Here is a 21,661-nt window from a genome sequence, read left to right as displayed (position 1 = left end):
CATGCGCGCGTCACAAAAGCGCCGCGGATTAGGATGGCTCGAGAGTGGAGCCGGGCTGCCGGCCATGAAAGGTTCGTAGATGAAGGCACTGCCAGTTGAGCCCAGCAACGTCCCGGTCGCCATCGGTTCCAGGATCCGGGCCGCCCGGCAGTCCCAGCGGCTCACCATCGAGCAAGTTGCGGACGCCACCGGGCTGACCAAGGGGTTCCTCAGCCGGGTGGAGCGCGACCTGACCTCACCGTCCGTGGCTTCACTGGTGACACTTTGCCAGGTGCTTTCGATTTCGATGGGCGACCTCTTCGCTGCGCCGGAAACCCACCTCACCAAGCGCAATGACGGCCCGCGCATCTCGCTCGGCGGCCAGGGCATCGTAGAGCGGCTGCTGACCGCCCGTTCGGAACGCCGGGTCCAGATCATCCAGGCCGTCATTGAGCCGCACGGCCGCGGCGAGTCCGAACTCTACGCCGTGGACTGCGACGTGGACGTGCTGCATGTGATCAAGGGGTCCATCAAGCTGATCCTCACCAACGAGGAATACGACCTCAGTACCGGCGATACGGTGACGTTCCCGGGGCGGGAGCCGCACACGTGGATCAATCCCTCGGATAAGCCGGTCGAGGTGCTCTGGGTCCTGGTGCCCGCCGCCAGCCGCTGACTGCTCCTCAGGGTCCCGGGGTCGGTTTGGTAAACACCTGATGCTCCAAAGGAAACAGGAGTGTATGATGGCAGTCACACAATCCCCTCAACTCCTCGAAGGAGAGGCCTCCATTGGAAGAACTGCGCATCGAAGCCAACGGCAACCTTGGCCCCATCGATTCATCCCGGATTCCGCGCTACGCAGGTGCCGCCACCTATGCCCGGCTGCCCCGCCTGGACCAGGTGGCCAAGGCTGACGTCACGGTGGTGGGTGTCCCCTTCGATTCCGGAGTTTCCTACCGGCCCGGCGCCCGCTTCGGCGCCAACCACGTCCGCGAGGCCAGCAGGTTGCTGCGCCCCTACAACCCGGCCTGGGACGTCAGCCCGTTCGAGAACATCCAGGTGGCCGACGCCGGGGATATGGCGGTCAACCCGTTCAACATCAACGAGGCCATCGAGACCATCCAGCAGAACGCACTGGACCTGACCGCGGCCGGCAGCAAGCTGCTGACCCTGGGCGGGGACCACACCATCGCGTTGCCATTGCTTCGGGCGGCTGCCGAGCGTGCCGGCGGCCCCATCGCCATGCTGCACTTCGACGCCCACCTGGACACCTGGGACACCTACTTCGGCGCCGAATACACCCACGGCACCCCGTTCCGCCGCGCCGTTGAGGAGGGCATCCTGGATACCGAGGCGATCAGCCACATCGGCACCCGCGGCCCGCTTTACGGCAAGAAGGACCTCGACGACGACCACCGCTTCGGGTTCGGCATCGTCACCTCCGCCGACGTCTACTACCAGGGCGTCCTGGAGACGGTGGCCAAGGTCCGCGACCGGATCGGCAGCCGCCCGCTCTACATCTCCGTGGACATTGACGTCCTGGACCCCGCGCATGCGCCTGGAACCGGCACGCCGGAAGCCGGCGGCATCACCAGCCGCGAACTTCTGGAAATCATCCGCGGCTTCCGCGGCATGAACCTGGTGGGCGCCGACGTCGTCGAAGTGTCCCCGGCCTACGACCACGCCGAGATCACCGGCGTCGCGGCCAGCCACGTCGCGTACGAGCTGGTGACCCTGATGGCGGACAACGCCGTTCCCGGGGACCGCTTCGGTGCGGCAAACGGCTACGAGGCCCAGGCGCTGGGCCGGGAGGCCCACCGGCCCGCCGGTTTCGCTGCCGCCGCCAAGGAGTAGATCCATGACCGAACCTGTACACCCCACTCCTGCCGGCGCCCCCGGGGGAGGCGCGCGCAATGGCGGGGATCTCGTCGTCGAAACGCTTGAAGCCCTGGGCGCCAAGACGGTGTTCGGCATTCCGGGCCAGCACGCCTTGGGACTCTTTGATGCGATGGGCCGCGGCAACCTGCAGTTCGTCTCCTCGCGGGTGGAGAACAACTCTGCCTTCGCCGCCGACGGCTACTCCCGAGCCACGGGAGAGGTCGGCGTTCTCTTCCTCTCCACCGGCCCCGGCGCGCTGACGTCCCTGGCCGGGCTGCAGGAGGCCTATGCCACCGGCGTGCCGATGGTGGTGGTGGCAAGCCAAATTCCGCTCGAAGGCCTCGGTGCCCGCCGGAAGGGCATGCTGCACCAGCTCGATGACCAGAAGGCCTCGGCCGCCAACGTCACCAAGAGCCAGCGGCTGATTCAGCACGCGTCCGGCATCCCCTCGGCCATCCAGGACGCCTGGACCGAGGCGATCTCCTCGCCGCAGGGCCCGGTGTGGCTCGAAATCCCGCAGAACGTCCTGCTGGATCCCATCATGGTGCCGCCGGTGGAGGATGCGCTCGCCGAGGCCGCGGACAACCCGCCGCGCGTTGAACTGGTCCGCGAGGCTGTGTCCTGGCTTTCGGAGGCGAAGCGCCCGGCGATCATTGCCGGCGGCGGCACCCGGCGCGGCCGCGCGGAAAAGTCCCTGCTGTCCCTAGCCGAGAAGCTCCGCGCCCCGGTGATCTGCACGCCCGGCGGCAACGGCGCGTTCCCCTGGAACCATGAACTCTCACTCCAGTCCTGGATCGAGGACCAGTTCATGACGGAGCTGCTCGAGGACGCCGACGTGCTGGTGGTCATCGGCTCCTCACTCGGCGAGGTCACGTCCAACTACTTCACGTTCGAGCCGCGCGGCCGGATCATCCAGATCGACGCCGAACCCCGGGTCCTGGAGTCGAACCGGCCGGGCCTGGGCATCCGTGCCGACGCCGGCCAGGCGCTGGCGGCGCTCGACGGCGCCCTGACGGAGCCGCACGGGGAACAGGCGGACTGGCACGGCACCTCGCCCGAGGACTTGGTCAGGGACACGCTCGCCAAGGTCAAGGCCCGGCTCGAGTCCCAGGACCTCGGCAAGGAACTGAAGTTCATGGCGGACATCCGTGAGGCAGTGCCGGCGGACATGCAGACGTTCTGGGACATGACCATCAGCGCCTATTGGGGCTGGTCCTGTTGGGACGCCCGCCAGGGCCAGTTCCACTCGGCCCAGGGCGCCGGCGGGCTCGGTTTCGGCTTCCCGGCGGCGATCGGCGGTGCGGTGGGACTGGAAACCACCGGCAAGGGCGCCAACGCCGCCCGGGTGCTGGCAGTGTCCGGGGACGGTTCGGCGATGTATTCCATTGCCGAGCTGGCCACTGCCAAGCAGCACAACGTGCCGGTCACCTGGCTGATCGTGGACGACGGCGGCTACGGCATCCTGCGCGAGTACATGGTGGGTGCCTTCGGCAAGGCCACGGCCACCGAACTGGCCCGCCCCGACTTCGTGAAGCTGGCGGAGTCCTTCGGCGTGCCGGCAACCCGGGTGGCCCCGGAGGATGTGGGGAACGCACTCAAGGCAGCGTTCGCCGCAGACGGCCCCAACGTCGTCGTGGTTGAAACGCTCCTGAAGATGTTCGCGCCCACCCATCTGGACCGCTGAACCCAAGGCTTCTGCGCATACGCTCCCTTACGCGCCGGCAACGGCTGCGTGGGGGAGCGTATGCATTTAAGCGACATCCACGACAATAACTTCGTTTCCCTAAGCAACCTTTTGCTGGTACAGTTGCTTGCAGCAACTAATTCTTTAGGGAGGATCATGTCTGTCGCACCGGCCACCGCAGCCGACCTCGTCAGCCATATCTATGACCTCCAGCGCGCGCTGCGCTGCGTCACCATGGTCAACGTCAAAGGTCAAGATACGGGCATCGCACTCCAAGGCGTGCTCAAGTTCATTGGCGAAGGGGAAACCCGTGCCGCGCACCTCGCCGAACGGCTGGGGGTCAGCGCTCCGGTCCTCAGCCGGCACGTCGCGGAACTGGCGGACGCCGGCCTGGTGCTTCGCACTCCGGACCCCGACGACGGGCGGGCCCAGCTGCTGGCCCTCTCCCCCAAGGGAAAGGAAAAGCTCGCAGAGCTGGTGCGCCACCGGGCAGAAACCCTGCAGGGCTACCTCGCCGACTGGAACGAGGACGACGCCGTTGCAACCGCCGCGATGCTGAACAAGCTCACCGCATCCCTGAAGAATTCCATCCGGGCAAGGGCGGCCGGAACCACCAACGAACACGCAGGAGTCAACTAATGGCCAACGTCACCGCCGCCGCGGACCAGGAGCAGGAGCGCCAGCGCCAGCGCTCCGCTAAACAGGAATCGCGGCAATCCAAGCGCCACGAACCCGGCGCACCCATGAACCACCGGCAGATCATGGAAGCCCTGACCGGCCTCCTTGCCGCCTTCTTCACCGCCATCCTCAGCAGCACCATCGTGGCGAACGCGCTGCCCACCATCATGTCCGAGCTCAAGGGCACCCAGACCGACTTCGCTTGGGTCATCACGGCCGCCCTGCTGGCCAACGCTGCCACCACCCCCATCTGGGGCAAGCTCGCCGACCTCTTCGACAAAAAGGTCCTGGTCCAGCTGAGCATCGTGATCTTCGTTGCCGGCTCGGTCATGGCAGGTTTCTCCGAAAACATTCCGTTCCTGCTCACCGCCCGCGTGATCCAAGGCATCGCCATGGGCGGGCTGACCGCCCTGGCGCAGGCCATCATCGGCTCCATCATCCCGCCGCGCGAGCGCGGCAAGTACTCCGGCTACATGGGCGCCGTCATGGCTGTCGGCACGGCCGGTGGCCCGCTGCTCGGCGGCTTCATCGTGGACAGCCCGCTGGGCTGGCGCTGGACCTTCTTTGTCTGCGTGCCGCTCGCCGTCGTCGCCCTGATTTTGCTCCAGATCACGCTCAAGGTTCCGCATATTAAGCGCCCCGCCAAGATCGACTGGCTCGGCGCCATCCTGCTCACGTCCGGCGTCAGCCTGCTCCTGGTCTGGGTTTCCTTCGCCGGCAACCCCGACTACTACGACTGGTGGTCCTGGCAGACCGCGGTAATGGTGGGCGGCGGTGTCCTCCTGCTGGCACTGCTGGTCCTGGTGGAATCCAAGGTGTCCCAGCCGATCATCCCGCTCAAGATCATCTCCGAGCGCACCACCGCCCTGGCCATCGTTGCGTCCGTGGCCGTTGGCGTGGCCATGTTCGGTTCCTCCACCTTCCTGGGCCAGTACTACCAGGTGGCCCGCGGCGCCACGCCCACCGAGGCCGGCCTGCTGACCCTGCCCATGATCGCCGGCAACCTGGTCGGTTCCGTCGTGTCCGGCCAGCTGATCAGCCGCTACGGCAAGTGGAAGCGCTTCCTGATCGGCGGCACCATCATGTTGATCGGCGGCCTGGCCCTGGCCGGGACCATGGACCACACCACCGAACTCTGGCTGACCGGCCTGTACACCGGCATCTTCGGCCTCGGACTGGGCATGCTGATGCAGAACCTCGTCCTCGCCGTGCAGAACACCGTCCAGGCCAAGGACATCGGTTCCGCCAGTGCCTCCGTCGCGTTCTTCCGCTCGGTGGGCGGCGCCATCGGCGTGTCCGTCCTGGGCGCCGTCATGGCCAACCACGTCAAGGACCTGGCCACCGACGGGCTCGCGAAAATCGGCATCCAAGCCGGCGGCAGCAGCGGTGCCACGCTGGACCTCAAGGACCTGCCCGCGCCGATTGCGGACATCATGCGCGCGGCCTACGGCGACGCCACGGCAGGCATCTTCATGATCACTGCCATTGTCAGCGTGGTGGCCCTCATCGCCGTCATCTTCATCAAGGAAAAGCCGCTGCGAAGGACCGTGGACATGACCCCGGAGGCGACCTTGCAGGCCAATGCCGCCGGTGAAGCGGGAATGACCGCCATGACCGGCCAGCTGCCGGTGGTTGCTGCCGCCGGGAACGGGCCCGTCCCCGGCGGACTGGGAACCGCGGCACGGACTTCGACGCATGCCGGTGCCGCAGTTGCCCCTGCCAAGACGTACGACGGCGGTGCTGCCGCCGCGGCGGCAGCGTCCGGAAGGGTTGCCACGGAGGACTTCGAGGAAGTCTTCGCCAGGAGTTTCCGCTCCGACGGGCTGGACCTGCGGTCCGCCGACAGCGTCGACAAGGCCGCGGACGCCGTGGCCAGCGCCGCTGACACGCTCCGGAAACTGCAGGACACCCAACAGCTCCTGGCCCGCCAGCAGGTGGAACTGGGCGGCCTGGTCCTGGATGTCCAGGAGCAGCTGCGTTCGCAGCGGGAGGTTGCAGCCAAGCAGGCGGCCACGGCCGCTGAGCTCAGCAGGGTCCAGCGCAAGCTCCTGAAGGAGCGCAAGCTGCAGGCTGCGGCCGCGCTGTACCTGGCAGGCCACGGCAAGCACAGTGCCGCCGCCCCCTCGCAGTCTGGCGCCGACCGGCCGGAGTCCGTGCAGGGAAGCTAGCCCGCCGCCGGCGGACCAGCCACGGCCCCCTTCCCGCCGACCTAGTGCCGCGGACCCAATGCCGCAGCCCGCGCCCGGAGCACCCTCCGGGCGCGGGCTGCGCATTTCCATCTGGTCACGGACCACTTTGGGGCAGAAAAAGCATTGATGCCCGGCGTCAATGTCAGTGGGGATCGCTAGAGTGAAACCATGCTCCTGACCCTCATTCGGCGCTACTCCAAACCGTACGCGCCGTACATCCTTGCTGTCGTCGTTTTCCAGCTTGCATCCACCATCGCCGCGCTTTACCTTCCCAGCCTGAACGCGCAGATCATTGATGAAGGGGTGGCGCGCGGAGACACCGATTTCATTTGGCGTACCGGTGCCATGATGCTCCTGGTGGCCTTCGCCCAGGTGGGTGCGGCCATTGCCGGCGTGTATTTCGGCTCCCGCACGGCCATGGCGGTGGGCCGGGACTTGCGGCGCGCGGTGTTCCGGAAGGTCACGAGCTTCTCTGCCAAGGATGTCAACGGGTTCGGAGCCCCCACCTTGATCACCCGAGGCACCAACGATGTCCAGCAGGTGCAGATGCTCCTGCTGATGGGGCTGAACTTCATGGTTGCCACCCCCATCATGTGCGTCGGCGGCATCATCATGGCGCTGCGCGAGGACCTCAACCTGTCGTGGCTCGTCTGGGTATCGGTTCCGCTGCTGGCAGTCGTGGTGGGGTACCTGGTGGTCCGGCTCATGCCGCTGTTCCGCACCATGCAGCGCAAGATCGACCGGATCAACGCCGTGCTGCGGGAGCAGATCATTGGCATCCGGGTGGTCCGGGCCTTCGTGCGTGAACCGTTCGAAACCGAACGTTTCGGCGGCGCCAACAAGGAACTTACGGACGTCTCGCTCCGGATTGGGGCACTGTTTGTCCTGATGTTCCCGGCCATCAGCATGATCCTGCACCTGTCCACCGCCGCGGTGCTCTGGTTCGGCGGCCAGCGGGTGGACGCCGGGGCCATGCAGGTGGGATCGCTGACGGCGTTCCTGCAGTACCTGCTCCAGATCCTGATGGCCGTCATGATGGGCACCTTCATGGCAATGATGATCCCGCGCGCCTCCGTCTGCGCCGACCGCATCGGCGAGGTGCTCGGCGTGGAACCCTCCATCCACGATCCCCAGGACCCGCAGGCCCCGGCCTCGCTGGCCGGCGTGGTGGAGTACCGCAACGTCACCTTCGCCTACCCGGGAGCTGAGTCACCGGTGCTCAGCAACATCAGCTTCACGGCCCGGCCCGGACAGACCATTGCCATCATCGGGTCCACGGGTGCGGGCAAGACGTCACTCCTGTCCCTCCTCCCCAGGCTGTACGACCCCGTGGAGGGCCAGGTACTGCTGGACGGCGTTCCAGTGGACCGCATGGACCGTGCCGAGATCACCAAACGGGTGGCCCTGGTGCCGCAGCGTCCCTACCTGTTTTCAGGGACCATCGAGCACAACCTCCGCTTCGGCAAGACCGAAGCCACGGACCAGGAATTGTGGGAGGCGCTCCGGGTAGCCCAGGGCGAGTCCTTCGTCCGGGAGAAGAAGAACGGGTTGGAATCACGGATCGCACAAGGTGGAACCAACGTATCCGGCGGCCAGCGGCAGCGCCTCTGCATTGCCCGTGCGCTGGTGACGAAGCCCCGGGTCTACCTCTTCGACGACTCCTTCTCGGCCCTGGACGTGGCCACGGACGCCCGGCTCCGGGCCGCCCTCAAAGGCACAACCTCGGACGCCACCGTCATCATCGTGGCCCAGCGGATCTCCACCATTACCGACGCCGACCAGATCCTGGTGCTGGACAACGGCAGGATCGTGGACCGCGGCACCCATGAGGAACTGCTGGAAACGTCGCCTACATACCAGGAAATCGTCGAATCCCAGCTGAGCGTGGAGGAAATGGCATGAGCGCCCGCAAGAAGGACTCCAGCCCCATGGAAGAAACCCCGCTGCCCGCCCAGCCGGCGGCAGGCGCCGGAGAGGTCCCGCCCGGGCAGCCCGGCGACGAGGACTTCGTCGAGGAGGAGTTCACGCCCACCGAAGCGGACGGCGGCATGTTCGGTGCCATGCCCGCCAAGAAGGCCGAACACTTCTGGCCATCGGCCAAACGCCTCATGGGCCTGCTGAGGCCCGAAGCCGTTGGCATCTACGCCGTGGTGGGCCTGGTGGTGGTTTCCGTGGTCCTCAATGTCATTGCCCCCAAGATCCTCGGCCAGGCCATGGACGTCATCTTCGCCGGGGTCGTCGGCAAGCAGCTGCCCGCCGGGGCGAGCAAGGAGCAGTTCGTCGCCGGCCTTCGCCAGCAGGGCCAGGACAACTTCGCGGACATGGTGTCGCGGATGGAACTGGTACCCGGGACCGGCATCAACTTCGACAAGCTCACCACGCTGATCGCCGTGGTCCTGCTGATGTACTTCGTTGCAAACATCTTTATGTGGCTGCAGGGGTACGTGCTTAACCGCATTGTCATGAAGGTCATCCGGCGGCTGCGCGACGACACCGAGAGCAAGCTCAACCGCCTTCCGCTGAACTACTTCGACACCCGGCAGCGCGGCGACGTGCTGTCCCGGGTGACCAACGACGTCGACAACATCCAGCAGGCACTCCAACAGGCCTTTGCCCAGTTGGTCAACTCCGTGCTGACCGTGGTGGGCATCGTGATCATGATGTTCATCGTGTCCTGGCAGCTCGCCCTGATCGCCCTGATCGCCCTCCCGCTCTCCGGCGTGGCCGCGGGCATGATCGGGGTTCGAAGCCAGAAGCTCTTTGCGGCCCAGTGGAAGAACACCGGAACCCTTAACGGCCAAATCGAGGAGTCGTTCTCCGGGCACGACCTCGTCCGCGTGTTCGGCCGGGATGCGGACATGCTGGAGCGGTTCGAGGAACGCAACGAAGCACTCTACAAGGCAAGTTTCGGAGCGCAGTTCGTTTCCGGGATCATCTTCCCCGTCATGCAGTTCGTGTCCTACCTCAGCTACGTGGGCATCGCCGTGGTGGGCGGCCTGCGGGTGGCCTCCGGCGCCATGTCCCTGGGCGATGCGACGGCGTTCATCCAGTACTCCCGCGAGTTCACCCAGCCGCTGGGGCAGATGGCCGGCATGGCCAACATGCTGCAGTCGGGCGTGGCGTCCTCCGAGCGCGTCTTCGAATTCCTGGACGCCGACGAAGAGGAAGCGGAAACCGCCACCGAGCACCTGCCCGCCAAGACCGACGGCCATGTGGACTTCAAGAACGTCACCTTCAGCTACACCCCTGACAAGCCGCTCATCGAGGACCTGTCCTTCACGGCCGAGCCTGGAAACACCGTCGCGATCGTCGGTCCCACCGGGGCAGGCAAAACCACCTTGGTGAACCTGGTCATGCGGTTCTACGAGCTCAACTCCGGCTCCATCATGCTCGACGGCGTGGACGTGACCCACCTCAGCCGGGCGGAGCTGCGCTCCAAGGTGGGCATGGTGCTCCAGGACGCCTGGTTGTTCGGCGGGTCCATTTACGACAACATCCGGTACGGCAACCTCGAAGCCTCCGAGGAACAGGTCATGGCAGCGGCGAAGGCGACCTTCGTGGACCGCTTCGTCCGCGCGCTCCCCGAGGGCTACGACACCGTGATTGATGAAGAAGGAAACAACGTCAGCGCCGGCGAGAAGCAGCTGATCACCATCGCCCGCGCCTTCGTGGCCAACCCCTCGCTGCTGATCCTGGATGAAGCCACCAGCTCCGTGGACACCCGCACGGAACTGCTGGTGCAGAAGGCCATGGCGGCACTGCGCAGCGATCGAACCAGTTTCGTGATCGCGCACCGCCTCTCCACCATCCGTGACGCGGACACCATCCTGGTCATGGAGAACGGACGAATCGTCGAACAAGGCAACCACCAGGTGCTGCTCGCGGCCGGGCGCGCCTACCACCGCCTGTACATGTCCCAGTTTGCCGGTGCGGATGCGGGCGAGATGCCGGTGGATGATTCGACGGCGGTGCACAGCTGAGCGCGCACGGGGGCGGCCGGATCGAAGTCCTGGTGCCCATGCGGTGGGGCGACATGGACGCCTATGGCCACATCAACAACGTCCAGATCGTACGCATGCTGGAGGAGGCGAGGATCGCAGCCTTCGGACCGCCCCGGGGCGCCGGCCTGCCGGGCATCGAGCCGCACGTGTCCCTCTTCAATGACCTTCCGCCCGGAACCTTGGCCCTGGTGGTTGACCATAAGATCCGGTACGTACGGACACTCGAGTACCGCAACGTCCCGGCCGTGGTCCAGGTATGGATCGGCGCCGTCAAGGGGGCCAGTTTCGACATCCACTACGTCCTCCAGGACCCCGTCAGCAGGGAGGACTGCGTGAAGGCCAGCAGCCACCTGGCGTTCGTGGACGAAGCCACCGGCAGGGTACTGAGGCTCACCCAGGAACAAAAGGACCGGATGGCCCCGTACAGGCACTAAGCCCCTGTACAAGTCCGGCCCGACCCATTGGACTGGACCTACGACGGACAGCGAAAGGAAACCCTGATGGCCAGGACTAAGAACCGTGCCGCGCGGAAGAAGAAGACATGGAAGGAGATGTCCCCTTCCGGCAAGGCGGGCACCATCCTGACGGCGATTGTGCAGGTGTCCCTGCTCATTGCCGCCCAGCGGGACATCTCCCGGCGGCCTGCGGAGCTCATCAACGGGCCGAAGGCTGCCTGGCGGGCGGCTTCCTTCGTCAACTTCATCGGACCCATGGGGTACTTCGTCTTTGGCCGGAAGCGGTCTGCCGGCGGCGCCTAAACCGGCAGGCGGGGACGCCAGGCCGCGGCGGCAGCGAACCGGCGTGGAGCCGCCGCCCAGCTTGACCCTGTAAATTTGAGGGCATGACCCCCACCGCCATTGCTGCCATGACCCGCGCCCTCGGCATCTCCAGGGAGATCGAAGACGCAGCGTGGTTTGTCCTGGGCCCCGGCCTGCAGGGAAAGGCGTCGCCGCTGGACGGGCGAACCCGGACGTGGTCGGTCGCGGCGGCTTCAGAGCTTCTGGACCGCCTGGAGCGGGGTATTCCGGACGCCAAGGCGCCGATGATGACCAACCTCCGCGAGAACCTGGGCGGCGCCACCCGTGGAGCCAAGCAACTGGCGGTGGAGCTGCTCTTCCTGCAGTCCCTGCCGTTGGCCCACGAAGTGAAATCCCTCAAGGTCAAGCGCGCCCGCGTCGCCGAGGCCGCCGGCTGGCTGGAGCCGCCGCTTGAGCTTCCCGAAGAGCTTTACGCGGGCATGACGGACCACGGCGTGATCCGCGACCGGACGGCTGAATTCAACTGGACCATCTGGGACCACCTCAAGTGGCTTTGCCGGTTCGTCCGGAACGTCGCACAGCGGCCCGCCGCCGTGGTGCAGGCCGCCATCAAGGATCCCCTGCAGTTCCACCGCCTTGCGGCCTCCACGCCGGATGACCAGCCTGCCATCCGCCGCAGCATCGAATTCCTGGCGTGGCCCAGCTACTTCGAGCCCGTGGTGGCGGATGTGGAGCGGCAGGAAATCCGTGACGCGTTCGCCTCGCTCGTGGGCGGGGCCAACGGCGACAGCGAAGAGGACATCACCGCGGACATCCACCGCATCCGCCTGCACCTGGACGAGCAGGCGGGCCAGCGCATCGACTGGTACTCCCGGCAACTGGTCAGCCAGTGGCGCAAAGTCGGGGACCCCGGACGGCGGGCCTGGCTGCTCCGGACCCACGGCGACCACCCCGAGCTCCTCACAGCCTGGCACGCGGAGGAGAAAGTGACCCTGGACGTCGAACATCTCCGCCCCCTGGAGCCGGGGGTCAGTGCAGGCGTGGTCCAACACGCCGTGGACGAGGACTACAAGCACCTTGGCTACGTGGAGCGTGAGGACACCAAAACCGCTGCCCTGGCGTTCCTCACCGTCATGAAGCCCGGGGACCTGGTGCTCTACCAGCACGCCGGTACGGTGCGGCTGGGCGGCGTGCTGGGGGAGCCGGAGTATAACGACGACAACCGCCGGCTGCGGCGCAAGGTGCGCTGGTTCGACGACGGCCACGCCACCACCAGCCTGCCCCGCCACGTCCAGCGCCAGCTCAGCACGCCCGGCATCGTCGTGGACGCCACCAGGGTGGTGCAGGCGCTGCAGGCGCTCCTGCCCGCAGAAGCGGAGACCGAGCCAGACGCCGATACCGAAGGCGCCGCCGTCGTACCCCCCGTCCAGGAAGGCTTCCGCGCACTGACGCCCGAGTTCGCCGCGTCCCTGCACATGGAGCTGGAACCGCTCCAGGAGATCGCCGAGCTGCTCGAGGAAAACCGCCAGGTGGTCCTCTACGGTCCGCCCGGCACCGGCAAGACCTACCTGGCCAAGCACCTCGCGGCGGAGCTGGCGGATGACACCACGGACGAACGGGTCAAACTGGTCCAGTTCCACCCGTCCTACGCCTACGAGGATTTCTTCGAGGGATACCGGCCGGACAAGACCGACGACGGACAGGTCTCCTTCAAACTGGTGGCCGGCCCCCTGCGCCGGCTGGCGGAAGAAGCCGCGAAACCCGGGAACGAGAAGAAGCCGTACTTCCTCATCATTGACGAGATGAACCGTGCCAACCTGGCCAAGGTGTTCGGCGAGCTGTACTTCCTGCTGGAATACCGCGATGACCGGATCTACCTGCAGTACAGCCCCAACGAACCCTTCACGCTGCCGGACAACCTCTACATCATCGGCACCATGAACACCGCGGACCGGTCCATCGCCATGATGGACGCCGCCATCCGGCGCCGTTTCTCCTTCATTGAGCTGCACCCGCAGACGGAGCCGGTGAAGGGGTCCCTGCTCCGGTTCCTGGCGGCCCGGCAGCTGGACACCACCCCGGCTCTGTTGCTGGATGCGCTCAACGGTGCCATCGACGAATGGGACCGGGACCTGATGATCGGGCCGTCCTACTTCATGAAACCGGCAGCCCAGACCCCGGCCGGGCTGCGCCGGATCTGGAAATACGAGCTCATGCCGCTGCTGGAGGAGCACTACCATGGCCAGCTGACCAGGGCCCAGCTGGAGGAACGTTTCGGGCTGGACCAGCTGCTGGGACGCCTTGCAGCGCGCTGACCCCCGGGCGTCCGTCCGGCACCTGGTCCTGGACGAGCTGTCCGGCGGCATGGTGGAACGGCTGGACGCACCAAGCGCCTCCTTCCTGAACGCCAGCGGCCTGGCCAGGGCCTCGCCCATGGGCATGGGGTTGTACCGGATCGAGCCGGTGGGCAAGGTGGGCTCCGTGCGGACCCCAACGGTGCAGCTCGACGTCCGGCCCAAGGACCGGCTGGGTCTGGGCAGGCTCCTGTTCCTGCTCAGCTACGCGGGGGAACAGGGCTTTCGCCCGGACGCCGTGGCCGCCGACGAAGAACGCGACCTGTGGAGTGCGCTGGCGGAATCCCTGGCGCAATTGGCCGAACGCGCCTTGGGCCGCGGCGTCCTGCAGGGCTACCTCACGGTGGACGAATCCTTGCGGACCGTCAAGGGGCGGATCCGGATTTCGGACCAGATCTCACGCCGGCCGGGAATGCTGGTTCCCTTGGAGGTCTCCTACGACGAGTTCACCGAGGACATCGCGGAAAACCGGATCCTGCGGGCGGCCCTGGAACGAATGGGGCAGGTGCCCGGCGTGCGGCCGGAGGTGCTGGGCCGGCTGCGGCAGCTGAAGGGAAAGCTCGACGCCGTCACCCGCCTTCCGTCCGGGGCGCCGGTTCCGCCGTGGAAGCCAACCAGGATGAACCTGCGCTACCACGCCGTCCTGCGCCTGGCCGAGCTGATCCTGCGCAACGCCTCCGCGGAATCAGGCGAGGGCAAGCAGCAGACGGCCTCATTCGTGGTGGACATGGCGCAGGTGTTCGAGGATTTTGTGGGCACCGCGTTGCGCAGCGCGATGGCCGCCTACCCGGGGGAGCTGCGGCTTCGCTACAACGCCCTGCTCAGCGAGGCCGTGCGCGATTCCGACCGTTTGTCCGTCCGTCCGGACGCCGTGCACCTGCTGGGTGGGCGCCCGGTGGTGGCCTACAACGCCAAATACCGGGCAGCCTCCGACGCCGGTGCTTCCCTGACAGCTGACCACTACCAGGTGCTGGCGCACTGCACCGCCCTTGCGGTGCCTACCGCCTGGCTCGTCTACGCCGGGAAGGGCGAAATGAAACTCCGCCGGATCCTGAACACGGACATCGACATTGTGGAGTTCCCGCTGGACCTCAGCCTGCCGCCGTCGGACATCCTGGACTCCATTCGGGACCTTGCCCGGCAGTCTTGGGGCGAAGTCGCCCGCGTTTCGGCAAGCTCAACCACCGGTGGTTGAGCCGGTCGAAGTCAGACCGGCACCCGGAACGTAAACGTCGTCCCCTTGCCGAGCGTGCTGTCGACGTCGATGGTCCCGCCGTGGGCCTCGACGATCGCCTTGCTGATGGGCAGGCCCAGCCCCACCCCGGGGATCGCGGTGCGCCGGACGTTGCTGGTGCGGAAGAACTTGGCGAAAACCTCCGACGCGTCTTCCGGGCTCATGCCCATGCCCGTGTCCGATACCCTGCAGGCCAGGTGTCCGTCCTCCTGCGCCAGCGAGACCACCACCTGGCCGCCGTCGGGGGAATACTTGATGGCGTTGGACACCAGGTTGTCCAGCACCTGCGAGATCCGGGCGCTGTCCACGTGGGCCTCGAGCTGCGGCGGAGTTTCGGCACGCAGCTCCACCCCGGCCGCGGCAGCCCGCGGCATCGCCGAGGACACACTGCTTTGCACCAGTTCGGCCACGTCAACGGTGTGGGGTGTGACGATCAACTGGCCGTTCCGGCTGGACAGCAGGTCCGAGACCAGGGTCAGGAGCCGCTCGGAATTGCGGTGGATGATCTCCAGCATCTCCCGCTGCGACTGGTCCGGTTCGTCCGCGAGCAGGATCTCGACGTAGCCCAGGATGGACGTCAGCGGGGTGCGGAACTCGTGCGAGACGCTGGAGACGAAGTCGTCCTTGGCGGCGAGGGCGTTCACCAGGTCCGTGACGTCGCTGAAGACGATCACGGAACCGGCGAAGCGGCCGTCCGAATCCTTCATGGGCCGGGCTGTGGTCACCAGGGCCCGTTGTTTGCTTCCTTCACCCAGCCACACCAGGTAGTCGGTGAAGGTTTCCCCCAGGACGGCGCGGCGGACCGGACGTTCCGCCACGGGGACCAGGGTCTTCCGGTCCGGGCCGAAGACCAGGAGCTGGGACTCGTTGGGGTCCGCAATATCCTTTGGCCGTGCCAGCTCGTGGTTGGCCCGCTGCTTCCGGTTCATCAGCACGTCGTGGCCGTCGGCGTCCACCGCCAGGACACCAAGGTGCACGGTATCCAGGACGGTGTTCAGCAGCGACTCCTGCCGCTTGCTGGTGCGCAGGCTGGCCCGCAGTTGCTCGTCCTTGTCCTCCAGTTGGTTCTGCTGGCGCATCATGCTCAGCGTCAGGACGCTGACGGACACTCCAATCCCCAGCATCATGACGGGCAGCAGGAGGGACCGGGCGAAGTCCTGCGGGGTGTAGTTGCCTTTCAGGAGCAGCGGCACCCAGATGATGGCCAGTGGACCCAGGAAGGAGAACCACAGTGCCGCCTTGGGATAGTACCCGGAGGCGCAGAGCCAGATGACGGGGAACACGGCCAGCAGGCTGATTCCGGTAAGGCTTTCCTGCCCGCCTTCGCGGCCTGCACCGATGGAGATGAAGTCCAGCACCGGGATGGCCAGGAAACTGGTGTACGGCAGCCGGTCCCACGGGATGGCGTAGCAGAGCGCCATGAGCACCAGCTGGGAGATGAGGAACGTGACGAACAGGGGATTGTCCATGGTGTCCGGGAAGAACGCCCACACCAGGAATGCCGTGAGGAGAGTGGTGACGAACAACGGCATCTGGCTCAATGCCACCCGGTCCGTCAGCCGGTATTCATGGAAGGGCCGCTTGAAAAACCGCAGCCGACCGGATGACCAGGCCGTCGGGGCGCTCATCGTTCGGTAGACGCGGAAGTCGGGGTGTTCGAGACCATACCAGCAGGATATCCGCAGCCAGCTATACTTCTGACGTTGGCACTGAGGGGGCTCTATGAGTGAGGCACGTGTGGGTCTGGTCATCGAAGATGACCACGACATTCGGGAACTGGTTCGCACTGTGCTGACCCAGGCTGGATTTGACGTTACCGTCGCCAGTGGCGGCGCTGAGGGCGTTTTGATGGCCAAGAGCCTGAATCCTGACGTTATTACGCTGGATTTGGGACTGCCGGACATTGACGGCTTTGAAGTGTCCCGGCAGATCCGGGAGTTTTCGGACGCCTATATTGTGATGTTGACGGCGCGTACCGAAGAGCTGGATACGTTGATCGGGCTCGAATCGGGTGCGGACGACTACCTCACCAAACCGTTCCGGCCCCGGGAGCTCCGTGCCCGGGTCGCGGCCATGATGCGGCGCCCACGGTCCGTTCCGGACTCCGGCGACGTCGCGGTGGACCCGTCGTCGGACGGCGCCGCCCACCCGGAGCGTGGAAACTTCAGCCACAACGGCCTTGAGTTGAGCTACGCGTCCCGCACCGTAACCGTCGACGGCACGGAAATGAACCTGACCCGCACCGAATTCGAGCTGCTGTACGCGCTCCTTGAGGCGGGCCGCACGGTCCGGACCAAGTCGGACCTGGTGCGCCGGCTCCGGGACGAGGATTACGACGTCGGCAGCTACATCAGCGAGGCTGACGAACGTTCCGTCGAAGTCCACATGGGAAACCTTCGCAAGAAGCTGGGCGACTCGCCGCAGCAGCCGCGGTGGCTGCAGACGGTCCGCGGGGTCGGTTACCGGTTGGCGCCGGGACAACACTGAGCCTGTAACCGGTGGATGGTCTGCCGGCTGCACTGGGTGATGGGCCGCAGGAACGTCGCCGCCAGCCTCGGCAACGCCACCGACATGTCAGCGTGGCGGGCCTCGGCCCTGATTTCGGCTTCCAGGTCCTGGGCCATGCCCGCCAGCCGTTCAGCACCGACCATTTGGCTTGCCGTCTTCAGGCTGAGGACCGCGTCCATTGAACCTTCCAGGTCACCGGTGGTGAGGGCGAGCCTCAGCTTTTCCAGCCGCTCCGGGAGGTAGTCGATGAAGTTGGCCACGAAGACCCGGCTGTAGCCCTCTTCCTCCTCAAGCTCTTCCCGCAAACGGTCCAGGACCGATGGGTCCACCAGCGGTCTGGGTGCATCATCTGAGGTGCTCATGACACTCCTTTCGGCTGACATTGCGGACTCTGGAACCACGTGAAATTGCGGACTCTGGAACCACACGGTTAGGCGTGGGAACCGGTGTTTGTTCAGGTTAGGACTGTTCCCGGGCGGCATTCGGGGTTGGGAAATTAATTGCGGGTTTCTTGATGAGATTGCGGTTTTTGGCCCTATCATCAAGCCAGTGCTTTTCGCGCTATCACACAAGCGGCCTGGCCGCCTTCAAATCTGGGGATAGATTGCCGTGTTTCGTTCGCTGAAGATTCTTGTCCTGGCTTTGTTGGTGGCCTCCGGATTGGTGGTGGCCGCGGTCCAACCAGCCAGCGCGGCCACCTCGCCTCAAATCACCCTCAACCCGGCGTCCGGTCCGGCCGGTTCGGCAGTGACGATGGCTGGAACCGGGTTCAAGGCCTCCACTACCGGGACGGTGATTGTGGGTTCGGCGACTTTCGCGTTCCAGACCAGCTCCACCGGGGCGTTCAGTACCGGCATCACCATTCCTGCCGCGTCCACCGGAAGCATCACCATTACCGCCAAGACCTCGTCCATCAAGGCATCCGCCACGTTCGTGGTGCAACCGGCGCCGGCCCCTCCCACCGTCAGCAGCGCGGCCCTTCGCTTCGGGGTGGCCAACCCCGGGGGGCCGTTGGCCGGCAGTGAGTTGGACGAGGTAGCCACCCTTGCCGGGGAAAGTCCGTCCATCCTGATGATCTACAAGGATTTCCTCCAGGCGCCTCCGGTGGCTGAGATGGACGCCGCCCGCTCCCGGGGTGCCACCCCGTTGATCACCTGGGAACCGTGGGCGTGGGGTGGTGGGGTGAACCAGCCTGCCTACGCTTTGGACCGGGTGGCCGCCGGCGATTTCGACGCGACCATCACCCAGTGGGGCCAGTCAATCGCTGCCTGGGGCAAGCCGGTGATGTTGCGTTTCGCCCATGAAATGAACGGCAACTGGTACCCGTGGGCGGAGGGCGTCAACGGCAACCAGCCAGGCGACTACGTGGCCGCCTGGCGGCATGTGCACGACGTCGTCGCCGCCACGGGTGCCGCCAACGTCCAGTGGGTGTGGTCGCCCAACGTGCCCTACTGGGGGTCCACGGACTTGGCAGGTTTGTACCCGGGCGCGGGATACGTCGACGTCGTGGCCCTGGACGGCTACAACTGGGGAACGTCGCAAACCTGGAGCAGCTGGGTTTCACCCGTGGACCTCTTTGCCCCCGGCATCACCCAGCTCCGTTCCCTTGCCCCGGGGAAACCGGTCCTGATTGCCGAGACCGCCTCCAGCGAGCTGGGCGGTTCCAAGGCGACGTGGAACACGGACCTGGTGTCCTACCTGGCCGCGCAACCAGACGTTATGGGCTTCGTCTGGTTCCACATGCAAAAGGAAACCGACTGGCGCATCAACAGCAGCGCGTCGTCGGCCACCGCGTTCAAGTCAGCCTTGTTGGCCCGGAGGAGCTAGGGGATAGGGGCACTGCTCCGGAACGACGGGTGGCGGGCTGCCGTATCCCGGCAACCCAATGATCTTGTCCTGTCCGGATCAAGGACGGCGGCGGAAACAACCAAAGATTGCCTCAAGATTGCGGTGTCAGGGGCGGGCATCGAGGAACTCGAGCAGGTGGGTTTCGAGGGCTGAACGGTCCTTCATTTCGCACTCCCAGACGGTCAGCACCTTCCAGCCGGCGCTTTCCAGTTGGCGCAGCTGATCGGCGTCGCGTTCACGGGTGCGGGTGCGTTTTGCCTTCCAGAAGTCCGCATTGGCCTTGGGTGCGTGTTGACCCACCCGGCAGGTATGGAAATGCCAGAAGCAGCCATGGACAAAGATCACTTTGTGGCGCCCGGCGAAAACCAGGTCCGGATTGCCCGGGAGCTTAGTGCCGGCGGAGGTGCCGTGCAAGCGGTACCTGTAGCCCTTGGCGTGCAGGAGCCGGCGCACCAGCAACTCCGGTTTGGTGTCCTTGCCGCGGATCCTGGCCATGTTCCAGCTGCGCCTCTCCGGGGAGAGCTTGTCCGCGGTGGGTTCGGCTGCGCTGGAGGTGCCCGGCATCTTTCCAGTCTAGGAGTGCTAGATCTCGCGCTCCGGCTGTTCGCCAAAAACGAAGTGCCTGCCGCTCACGGAGGAGGGGGTGATCTCCACGTAGAAGTCTTTGAGCGTGGGAACCCAGGTTTTCAAGCCGAGCTCTTCAATGGCGGCCAGCTCGTCCGAGTTGCTCAGCACGCGCGCCGTGCCCCGCAGCACAACGGACCACGCCTCAGCGGACAGGATGCCATCGGTCTCAAAAAGGACCCGGGCGTTGATGGTCAGCTGCGCCAGTTTGTTCCCTGGTGCCGTCCGGAGATAGACCTTCCGGTTCGACGTCACGTAATTCACCGGAAAAATATCGGGTTCGCCCGCAACGGAAACCACCAGCCGGCCATGTTGCGTGGCCGCCAGAAGCCGCCAGGACTGCTCATCGTCGAGTTCCAGGACGGGATTGCCGTCCGCATGTTCAAACATCATGCCGCCATTGTTCTCGTCCGGCTGGAAACGCACCAGAGTCCGGAGTCCCCTTTACGAAGCATGCAATCCGTGCCGGGAGCAACTGGCCCACCAGCCCAGCGGGGAAACCTGGACCCGGAGCCGGCGGCCGCATGACGCGCAGAAGCGCGGCGGCTCCAGCTGGAGAAGGTCCGCGCACCTGGTGTGGTGGTACGACGGCGGTGCGTCGCCGCCGTCGTCCTCCTCCTGCTTGGGCGCGTTCTCCTCCGCGGGCGCGTTCCCGTGCAGGGAACGGGGCTGCAGAGGAAGTCCGCAGAGTTCGCAGTAGGGCGTCCCAGCTGAAGGGATCAGGTCCGGGGTGCTCACAGGGTTTTCTGCAATTCCTTGATGGGCATGTTCAGGTCCACCAGGAGGTTCAGGTCGGCGGTGGCCGGGCGGCCCAGGGTGGTCAGGTAGTTGCCGACAATCACGGCGTTAATGCCGCCAAGGAGGCCTTGCCGGGTACCGAGGTCGCCGAGGGTCAGTTCGCGCCCGCCGGCGTAGCGCAGCACGGTACCGGGCATGGCCAGCCGGAAAGCCGCGATTGCCCGCAGGGCGTCTCTGCCGTTCATGAGCGGCTGGTCCTGGAGCGGCGTGCCCGGCCTGGGGTTGAGGAAGTTGAGCGGAACCTCGTGCGGTCCAAGGGCCGCCAGTTGCGCGGCGAGTTCGGCCCTTTGCTCGAGGGTTTCACCCATCCCGATCAATGCCCCGCAGCACAGCTCCATGCCGGCATCCTTGACCATGGCGCAGGTTTCCAGCCGTTCCTCGTAGGTGTGGGTGGTGACCACCTGCGGGAAAAAGCTGCGGGCGGTTTCCAGGTTGTGGTTGTAGCGGTGGACGCCCCAGCCGGCCAGCTGCTCCACCTGCCGGCGGGTCAGCATGCCCAGGGAGCAGGCGATATTGATGTCCACTTCCTGCCTAATGCGGTCGATGGCGAACTTGACTTGGTTCATGAGTTTGATGTCGGGGCCGCGGACAGCAGCCACGATGCAGAATTCCGTAGCGCCGGTGGCTGCGGTTTCCTTGGCGGCCTTGACCAGTTCCGGTATGTCCAGCCATACGCCGCGGACCGGGGAATCGAACAGCCCGGATTGGCTGCAGAAATGGCAGTCCTCGGGGCAGCCTCCGGTCTTGATGGAGATGATGCCTTCCACTTCCACGTCTTCGCCGCAATGCCTTAACCGGACGTGGTGGGCCAGTTCCAGGAGCGCCGGGAGTGCCTCGTCAGGAAGGCGGAGAACGTCCAGCAGCTGTTCCCGGGCCAGGCCGGCGCCCTGTTCAAGGACCTGCCGCCTGGCCGTTTCCAGGATGGAGTGGTCCTGCAAGGGAGGGGAATTCGTCATTGCTGTCCTTTGGCTCGCCTTCATGTCCTTTCCTTTCCGACGCTAGTTCGGTGCGCGCCTGCTGTTTTTGTGGACCGCATACAAGGCGGGATCGCGGACTTTGTTGACACCTGCAGTCAATACTTAACGCTGCCGAAACAGTTCCGTGACCGCCCTGTCGTTTCGGCTGGAT

The 21,661-nt window shown here is 65.8% G+C and carries 19 protein-coding genes; 13 read left to right on the top strand and 6 right to left on the bottom strand.

Annotated elements, in window-relative coordinates; translation table 11 throughout:
• Window positions 1-79: 79 nt before the first annotated feature.
• The 11 genes from DC347_RS17340 to DC347_RS17290 all read left to right on the top strand — a co-directional run bounded on the left by DC347_RS17340 (window position 80) and on the right by DC347_RS17290 (window position 14,716).
• A complete protein-coding gene (locus tag DC347_RS17340; protein ID WP_109863825.1) occupies window positions 80-655 on the top strand; it encodes a cupin domain-containing protein in 576 nt (191 codons plus the stop codon).
• Between the two features lie 113 nt (window positions 656-768).
• Window positions 769-1,833: an agmatinase gene (gene speB, locus DC347_RS17335; protein ID WP_109863824.1), complete on the top strand. Its 1,065-nt coding sequence runs from the start codon at window positions 769-771 to the stop codon at window positions 1,831-1,833.
• A 4-nt stretch (window positions 1,834-1,837) separates the two neighbouring features.
• A complete protein-coding gene (locus DC347_RS17330; protein ID WP_109863823.1) occupies window positions 1,838-3,541 on the top strand; it encodes a thiamine pyrophosphate-binding protein in 1,704 nt (567 codons plus the stop codon).
• A 156-nt stretch (window positions 3,542-3,697) separates the two neighbouring features.
• Complete coding sequence (locus DC347_RS17325) at window positions 3,698-4,180, top strand: MarR family winged helix-turn-helix transcriptional regulator (RefSeq protein WP_018762209.1); 483 nt, start codon at window positions 3,698-3,700, stop codon at window positions 4,178-4,180.
• The gene (locus tag DC347_RS17320) at window positions 4,180-6,387 is read left to right on the top strand and encodes an MDR family MFS transporter (RefSeq protein ID WP_109863822.1); all 2,208 of its coding nucleotides are present in this window, start codon (window positions 4,180-4,182) and stop codon (window positions 6,385-6,387) included. The genes DC347_RS17325 and DC347_RS17320 overlap by 1 nt, the downstream gene beginning before the upstream one ends.
• Window positions 6,388-6,576: 189 nt before the next feature.
• Window positions 6,577-8,310 (top strand): ABC transporter ATP-binding protein, encoded by a 1,734-nt coding sequence (locus DC347_RS17315; RefSeq protein ID WP_109863821.1) that lies wholly within the window; start codon window positions 6,577-6,579, stop codon window positions 8,308-8,310.
• The gene (locus tag DC347_RS17310) at window positions 8,307-10,388 is read left to right on the top strand and encodes an ABC transporter ATP-binding protein (protein WP_109863820.1); all 2,082 of its coding nucleotides are present in this window, start codon (window positions 8,307-8,309) and stop codon (window positions 10,386-10,388) included. The genes DC347_RS17315 and DC347_RS17310 overlap by 4 nt, the downstream gene beginning before the upstream one ends.
• A gap of 38 nt (window positions 10,389-10,426) precedes the next feature.
• Window positions 10,427-10,843 (top strand): thioesterase family protein, encoded by a 417-nt coding sequence (locus DC347_RS17305; protein WP_018762213.1) that lies wholly within the window; start codon window positions 10,427-10,429, stop codon window positions 10,841-10,843.
• Between the two features lie 66 nt (window positions 10,844-10,909).
• On the top strand, window positions 10,910-11,167 hold the full coding sequence (locus tag DC347_RS17300) for a PLDc N-terminal domain-containing protein (protein WP_018762214.1): 258 nt from the start codon (window positions 10,910-10,912) through the stop codon (window positions 11,165-11,167).
• Window positions 11,168-11,250: 83 nt separating this feature from the next.
• Entirely contained in the window at window positions 11,251-13,482 is a 2,232-nt protein-coding gene (locus DC347_RS17295) for an McrB family protein (RefSeq protein ID WP_109863819.1), read from the top strand.
• Window positions 13,469-14,716, top strand: a complete 1,248-nt coding sequence (locus DC347_RS17290) for a restriction endonuclease (RefSeq protein ID WP_018762216.1) — start codon at window positions 13,469-13,471, stop codon at window positions 14,714-14,716. The genes DC347_RS17295 and DC347_RS17290 overlap by 14 nt, the downstream gene beginning before the upstream one ends.
• 11 nt (window positions 14,717-14,727) lie before the next feature.
• Here the strand turns inward: DC347_RS17290 and DC347_RS17285 are convergent, their stop codons facing one another.
• Window positions 14,728-16,383: a cell wall metabolism sensor histidine kinase WalK gene (locus DC347_RS17285; RefSeq protein WP_026264705.1), complete on the bottom strand. Its 1,656-nt coding sequence runs from the start codon at window positions 16,381-16,383 to the stop codon at window positions 14,728-14,730.
• Between the two features lie 94 nt (window positions 16,384-16,477).
• On the opposite strand from DC347_RS17285, the gene DC347_RS17280 reads away from it, so the two are divergent.
• Window positions 16,478-17,242, top strand: coding sequence for a response regulator transcription factor (locus DC347_RS17280; protein WP_026264707.1), 765 nt, complete (start codon window positions 16,478-16,480; stop codon window positions 17,240-17,242).
• On the opposite strand, the gene DC347_RS17275 is transcribed toward DC347_RS17280, so the two are convergent.
• A complete protein-coding gene (locus tag DC347_RS17275) occupies window positions 17,215-17,625 on the bottom strand; it encodes an Hpt domain-containing protein (protein ID WP_109863818.1) in 411 nt (136 codons plus the stop codon). The two genes, DC347_RS17280 and DC347_RS17275, sit on opposite strands and share 28 nt — an antisense overlap.
• A gap of 247 nt (window positions 17,626-17,872) precedes the next feature.
• Between DC347_RS17275 and DC347_RS17270 the strand changes: the two genes are divergently transcribed.
• On the top strand, window positions 17,873-19,090 hold the full coding sequence (locus DC347_RS17270; RefSeq protein WP_109863817.1) for a glycoside hydrolase family 26 protein: 1,218 nt from the start codon (window positions 17,873-17,875) through the stop codon (window positions 19,088-19,090).
• Between the two features lie 126 nt (window positions 19,091-19,216).
• On the opposite strand, the gene DC347_RS17265 is transcribed toward DC347_RS17270, so the two are convergent.
• Genes DC347_RS17265 through bioB form a run of 4 tightly spaced genes read right to left on the bottom strand, consistent with a single transcriptional unit; the run spans window position 19,217 to window position 21,489 of the window.
• Window positions 19,217-19,675 (bottom strand): very short patch repair endonuclease, encoded by a 459-nt coding sequence (locus DC347_RS17265; protein ID WP_109863816.1) that lies wholly within the window; start codon window positions 19,673-19,675, stop codon window positions 19,217-19,219.
• An 18-nt stretch (window positions 19,676-19,693) separates the two neighbouring features.
• Complete coding sequence (locus tag DC347_RS17260) at window positions 19,694-20,128, bottom strand: pyridoxamine 5'-phosphate oxidase family protein (protein WP_026264709.1); 435 nt, start codon at window positions 20,126-20,128, stop codon at window positions 19,694-19,696.
• Window positions 20,129-20,179: 51 nt separating this feature from the next.
• Entirely contained in the window at window positions 20,180-20,473 is a 294-nt protein-coding gene (locus DC347_RS17255; protein WP_240617836.1) for a hypothetical protein, read from the bottom strand.
• Window positions 20,470-21,489, bottom strand: a complete 1,020-nt coding sequence (gene bioB, locus DC347_RS17250) for a biotin synthase BioB (RefSeq protein ID WP_109863815.1) — start codon at window positions 21,487-21,489, stop codon at window positions 20,470-20,472. Before bioB ends, DC347_RS17255 begins: the two co-directional genes overlap by 4 nt.
• Between the last annotated feature and the right edge of the window lie 172 nt (window positions 21,490-21,661).

The sequence above is a fragment of the Pseudarthrobacter sp. AG30 genome (assembly GCF_003116525.1).
GTDB lineage: Bacteria > Actinomycetota > Actinomycetes > Actinomycetales > Micrococcaceae > Arthrobacter.
Note: the sequence above shows the minus strand (reverse complement) of the source record. Positions and strands in the feature narration are given on the sequence as shown.